General features: G+C 45.8%; 4 protein-coding genes. 3 read left to right on the top strand and 1 reads right to left on the bottom strand.

The window, feature by feature from the left end:
* The first annotated feature begins 835 nt into the window (after positions 1-835).
* Together IX95_RS25730 and IX95_RS26460 are read left to right on the top strand one after the other, a co-directional pair.
* Positions 836-1,051, top strand: coding sequence for a hypothetical protein (locus tag IX95_RS25730; protein WP_051912666.1), 216 nt, complete (start codon positions 836-838; stop codon positions 1,049-1,051).
* 55 nt (positions 1,052-1,106) lie between these two features.
* On the top strand, positions 1,107-1,343 hold the full coding sequence (locus tag IX95_RS26460; protein ID WP_152562080.1) for a hypothetical protein: 237 nt from the start codon (positions 1,107-1,109) through the stop codon (positions 1,341-1,343).
* 97 nt (positions 1,344-1,440) lie between these two features.
* On the opposite strand, the gene IX95_RS25590 is transcribed toward IX95_RS26460, so the two are convergent.
* Entirely contained in the window at positions 1,441-4,017 is a 2,577-nt protein-coding gene (locus IX95_RS25590) for a hypothetical protein (RefSeq protein ID WP_038165181.1), read from the bottom strand.
* 282 nt (positions 4,018-4,299) lie between these two features.
* Between IX95_RS25590 and IX95_RS25585 the strand changes: the two genes are divergently transcribed.
* Positions 4,300-4,579: transposase (locus IX95_RS25585; protein WP_038165179.1), on the top strand; the 280-nt coding region annotated here is incomplete at its 3' end.

Genomic DNA, 4,579 nt, shown 5'->3' with positions numbered 1-4,579 from the left:
CGTATTCGCCATAATCTGAACGACATTCGCCAATCTGCCGACGATCTGCTCAGCTTAGCTGGGAATGTAGATGAAGTCAGTGAACATTTGCAATCTGTGGTAGTGGATTTGAATCAACAGCTTGCCACACTAAAAGTTGAATAAGATGCCACATCTTGGCCACCCTAGGCTCTTATGGCCTCTACCTCTCCGCTTATCCAGCCAAGCACTTTCTAGGAGCCAATGACAAACACTCCCCGGAGAAAATGTACTTTATTCATTGGAAGCACCCAAGAGCGAACACTATACTCTGTATAATAGTACACAGTGACACAGGTGTGGCATGCGAGCGTTGTTTATCAGTTTTGGTTGGCTGCTGACCTTCTCCTGTTTTTCCTCTTCCTCAGTGACTACCGTGACCATATATTCTGATGATGGCTACCCACCTTTTAGCTACACAACACAAGGACATGCCACTGGTATTTATCCAGACATTGTACGCAAGGTTGTAAACGCTATGCCTAACTTTGAAGTTGTTATTCAACCAAGTACCTTGGACGAGAGGGCTTATGCTGTTAGAGAGTGGTCAAGGCTTTACTGCCACCCTATTTTCTTCCCAAGGAAAGGCCCTACATCCGGCCCTATTCGTTCCCCATTCTATCAGAGTCGGTGGTTGTCTACTGTCATAAAGCGGTCATGACAAAAATCACAAAGCCCCTCCTGTGACCAAGTAGCTTTGAAGGGCTAAATATTGGATTGAATAGGGGCTATGGTTTAGGTGGCGACGAATTTTGGAAGTCCAGTAAAAACGGAAGTATAAAGCTGAAAGAGGCGAAGGCAAACCTGTTGATGCTTCATGCGTAACGCAATGACTGCTACTTGCATCCACCACACAGATTGGCTCGTCCCTGTGATAGAGGTAAGCACTCAGTTAGGCTATCTAGGTTTTACTGGATTAGCGGATAACCACCCTTATAAGAATGCGTTTATCGAAAAGTTCAATCAACAGCTGAAAGCACAGCTCAAAAACGGACTGGTAGAGAAAGTGATTGATAGGTATGTTAGTGATTAGGTTTAAAGTCATCGAATAGAGTATACTCAAGCCATTAATTAGCGAGAGGTCACGCATGAGTCCCCCTTCAAAACTCTTTGATTTTCATAATATTCGCTGGAAAGCACTGAATGCTGCTGGCGGTAGAGGCACGCAAGCAGGGGTTGTCGCCATTGAACCTCAATGCACACTCTGCGGGTGTCGTTGGAAGTACCGGTTAACTCACCCTGCTATCGTCCATCTTAGTATTTCATGCCCAAACTGCTTCTCTGAAGATACTGTGGTGGTCAGTACGCTGAGAAAAGTACAGTAGCTTGATTAGTAGGCCGCTGGGCATGGAGGACACATCCCCCATGCCGTTAAAGCCTCAACATCGTGAGTGTGAGCAAAGAGATGGTTCAGTTGGAACGTTATTCCCAGCCATCATTCCATGTATACCATCGCCAAGGCCTGTTGTAACCTGACTTACTTGTGTCCTCATAATCATGAATGCTATTAGCAAGATCGCTGCTGTTGGTGACCTTGTTTGTGTTGTAATGTTGGCGCAGTCCTTCCCCCAAAACGGACATCACGCTGTCCGCTGTAACTTTTCCTATCGAGTCACTGTTTTCTTTGGTTGGCAGCGGCATACCAAATGTCGCCGTGTCGGTGACACGCCCTCCCCAACGTCTCCACGAGATTGGCATGACCGCTTGATTGACCAGCTTTTCATCGGATAAGTCGATCAACTCCCAAGTTGGTAAGGGTTTCCCGATTATGTTCATGTCAAAAGTGTATTTATTGGTTTCTGTCCCGTACCACCCTCTGAAGTGTGGGTACTTGGGCGATTTTTTCTTCAAGAAGCTGCGATACCTTGGGTGATTTAGCACATCAAAAAAATATTCGTGGGCATAAACCTCTTGACCAACCGTATTGATCACTCTCCGGTTAGCATAGTAGTCCGTATTCCCCCCTGTGGCGGTTTCAAAGACAATCTGATCCATAGCCCCTAGCGGTGTGTAATAGTTCCCTTTGACTTTAAAGACATCAGAGGCAATCCAGTTGGAGGCAATGTCATCGGCAGCCACTATCGATTCAAGCATCAAAGCGTTCGCGGTATCAATCGATGTCGTGGAATCCGAAGAAATCTCCCCGATGGCATATCTGAAATGGCCCGCCAAACGGCGAGTGTGCTGCTCTGAAGACTCATTGTCTCTCTGAAACAGTTGGTACCAGCCCTCCCTGTCTCCATAAGTCTCGCTATTCGCTTGAGTTTCGATGGTTTCGAGAAGATGAACAATTTCCAAGTCGGTCAACCTTTCCAGTGAGGAAAGCAGATCTTCTAACAATATATTCGACGCACGTAAAATCTGCTGAGTGGTATCACTGGGTTCGACTCCTTGGGAGGAGAGCAAAGACTCATATTCGTTACGCAGCGCTAACGCTTTCGTGTAAAGAGTATTCATTCCAGCGTCGGATTGTTGGGAAAGGTACGCCATATCTTGATTGGTTAAATCACTGTTCGCCGCTTCATAAAATGCCCAATACACCGCTGTCTTATACATCGTGCTGTATGATTTAAACTGCTCCACTTGGTAAACTAAATCATCGACATTTGTAAAGTACTGACTCAGCGCCCACGAGAACGACTCTTGAGTAGGCTTCGATCGAAGATCTGAGCGCACCGACTCGACGTGGTTACTAAACGCGGTAGCCGCAACGGTGTTTTTTTCACGTGGGTCATAGTCGTTCCCTGTTCCTGCTGTCCCTAACATGGCTACCAATGTGCTGCTTTGCTTGACAGCGTATTTTGCTGCGTGGAGCTCACCGGAGAGAGGCTCTACTTTATCGGAAAGTCTTCGGGCGACATACGACTGAGTCGTGGGGCCGTTTTGTGTGTAACCTCCATAGATTATTTGCCCGCTATCCAACTCTTGAAGTAGCGCTTTCTCATTTAACACCCACACTAGGTTTGTCCAGCGACTTTCATTCCTGTATAAGAATTCAGACTCGGGAAGAAAAATAGGGTTGAGCACCTGAATCGCTTTGGCAATGGCTTCCGTTCTTGCTTTATAAGTCTCTTTTACCATTTCAATCGCAAGGGCTTCCCTTATGATCGAGTCGGCATATTGGTTCGCTGTTGTTGTATTGGCTGCCGCAGCACCAACATAGACGTATTGGTCAGGCTCTTCCTGCGCCATAAGAGCTATATCTAATGCGAAGGAGATAAGGTCACCGGCACCCGCCAATGCTGAGGTAATACCTTTGGCGACCTTTAAGAACTTCACCTTAGGCTTAGCATGATTGCTATAGGATGACAGTTTTTTACCAGACTGATAGCCTACTTCAGAACGGTACTGTTCCATTGTGCCATCGAGCTTCTGCGCCACCTTTTTGTAATCCTCGACAGATAGGTTTTGCAGTTTCACGTTAATTCGATTGTATAGGTTCGTATGACCATCTGAGGTCGGGATTGATTTAAGCGTTTCTTTATGTTTGGCTAATAAACTACCATCCCAGACAGTTCCCGCGTTATCAAACGCATCCCAATCTTCGCTAAACCCTTTCGCAGCCTCAGTCATTAGGTTATCGATTTGACTACGTAGTCGATCTGTAGAAGCTGAGTCTCGCGCTTTGATCAGTTCATCCAGTGTAATGATAGATTCCAACCCATCTTTGACCACCCCCGCTCCCATGTTGGGCAACTTGAGCGCCCCCTTGGTCACTTTCAAATCTGACTTTGGGATGGACACGATGCTATCTTCAGAAAAAACTTTGCTCAGTTCAGATAGTAATGTCATCTCACCGATCGCACTGGCTGCACCTATATCTGTGGGTACATGGTTTCCAATTATCGCGGTGTCGTCGATCACTTCTGCCTTGTATTCTCTTACGTTCTCTACTACCCAGTTGGTTGTAATGGTCTGAGCCGCCACTGGTAATACTGAAAACATGGCTATAGTAATACAACTAGGCCTAATGAATAGGCTTCTAGGTGAACGTTCCATAGTTCAAGCTCCTTTATAATAAGTCCTGAACAATACTGACAACTTGGTCCAATAATTACCCGTAGTTCAATCACAGTAATGAGGTTTGATAGAGTCAGTTTATTCTTACGTTCTTGAGGGCATTTCTGATGAACGAAGCGTTAATGAAAGCTGAATGGGAGAGCCAGCTTGAACGATGACACCTACACCTAGGAAATATTGCTGGTTATCGTGGTTGTAGTGGTTTAATCATCCCGGACACCAAATTAGGTGGTAAAGTCTCCACCATAAATGAGGTGCTCAATGACAAAACGACAACGACGTACATTTTCTGCTGAATTTAAAAGGGATGCTGCAAGCTTGGTTCTTGACCAAGGATATTCAATACCAGAAGCTGCACGCTCTATGGATGTTGGTGAAACAGCTTTACGACGATGGGTTGATCAGCTCAAGATCGAGCGTGGTGGCACGACTCCGACGGCCAAAGCCTTCACGCCTGAACAACAAAAAAACCAAGAATTAGAAGCCAGAATTAGTCGATTAGAAAGAGAGAAATCCATACTAAAAAATGTATGGTCTGCTC

Origin of the sequence: Vibrio sp. B183, from assembly GCF_000740665.1 — a bacterium.
GTDB lineage: Bacteria > Pseudomonadota > Gammaproteobacteria > Enterobacterales > Vibrionaceae > Vibrio > Vibrio coralliilyticus.
The sequence above is the reverse complement of the archived record's forward strand: the minus strand, read 5'-3'. Positions and strand labels throughout refer to the sequence as shown.

Excerpts from the sequence above, each read along its gene's own strand:
- IX95_RS25730 (WP_051912666.1), top strand. The coding sequence starts at position 836 with ATGCGTAACGCAATGACTGCTACTTGCATCCACCACACAGATTGGCTC.
- IX95_RS26460 (WP_152562080.1), top strand. The coding sequence starts at position 1,107 with ATGAGTCCCCCTTCAAAACTCTTTGATTTTCATAATATTCGCTGGAAA.
- IX95_RS25590 (WP_038165181.1), bottom strand. The coding sequence starts at position 4,017 with ATGGAACGTTCACCTAGAAGCCTATTCATTAGGCCTAGTTGTATTACT.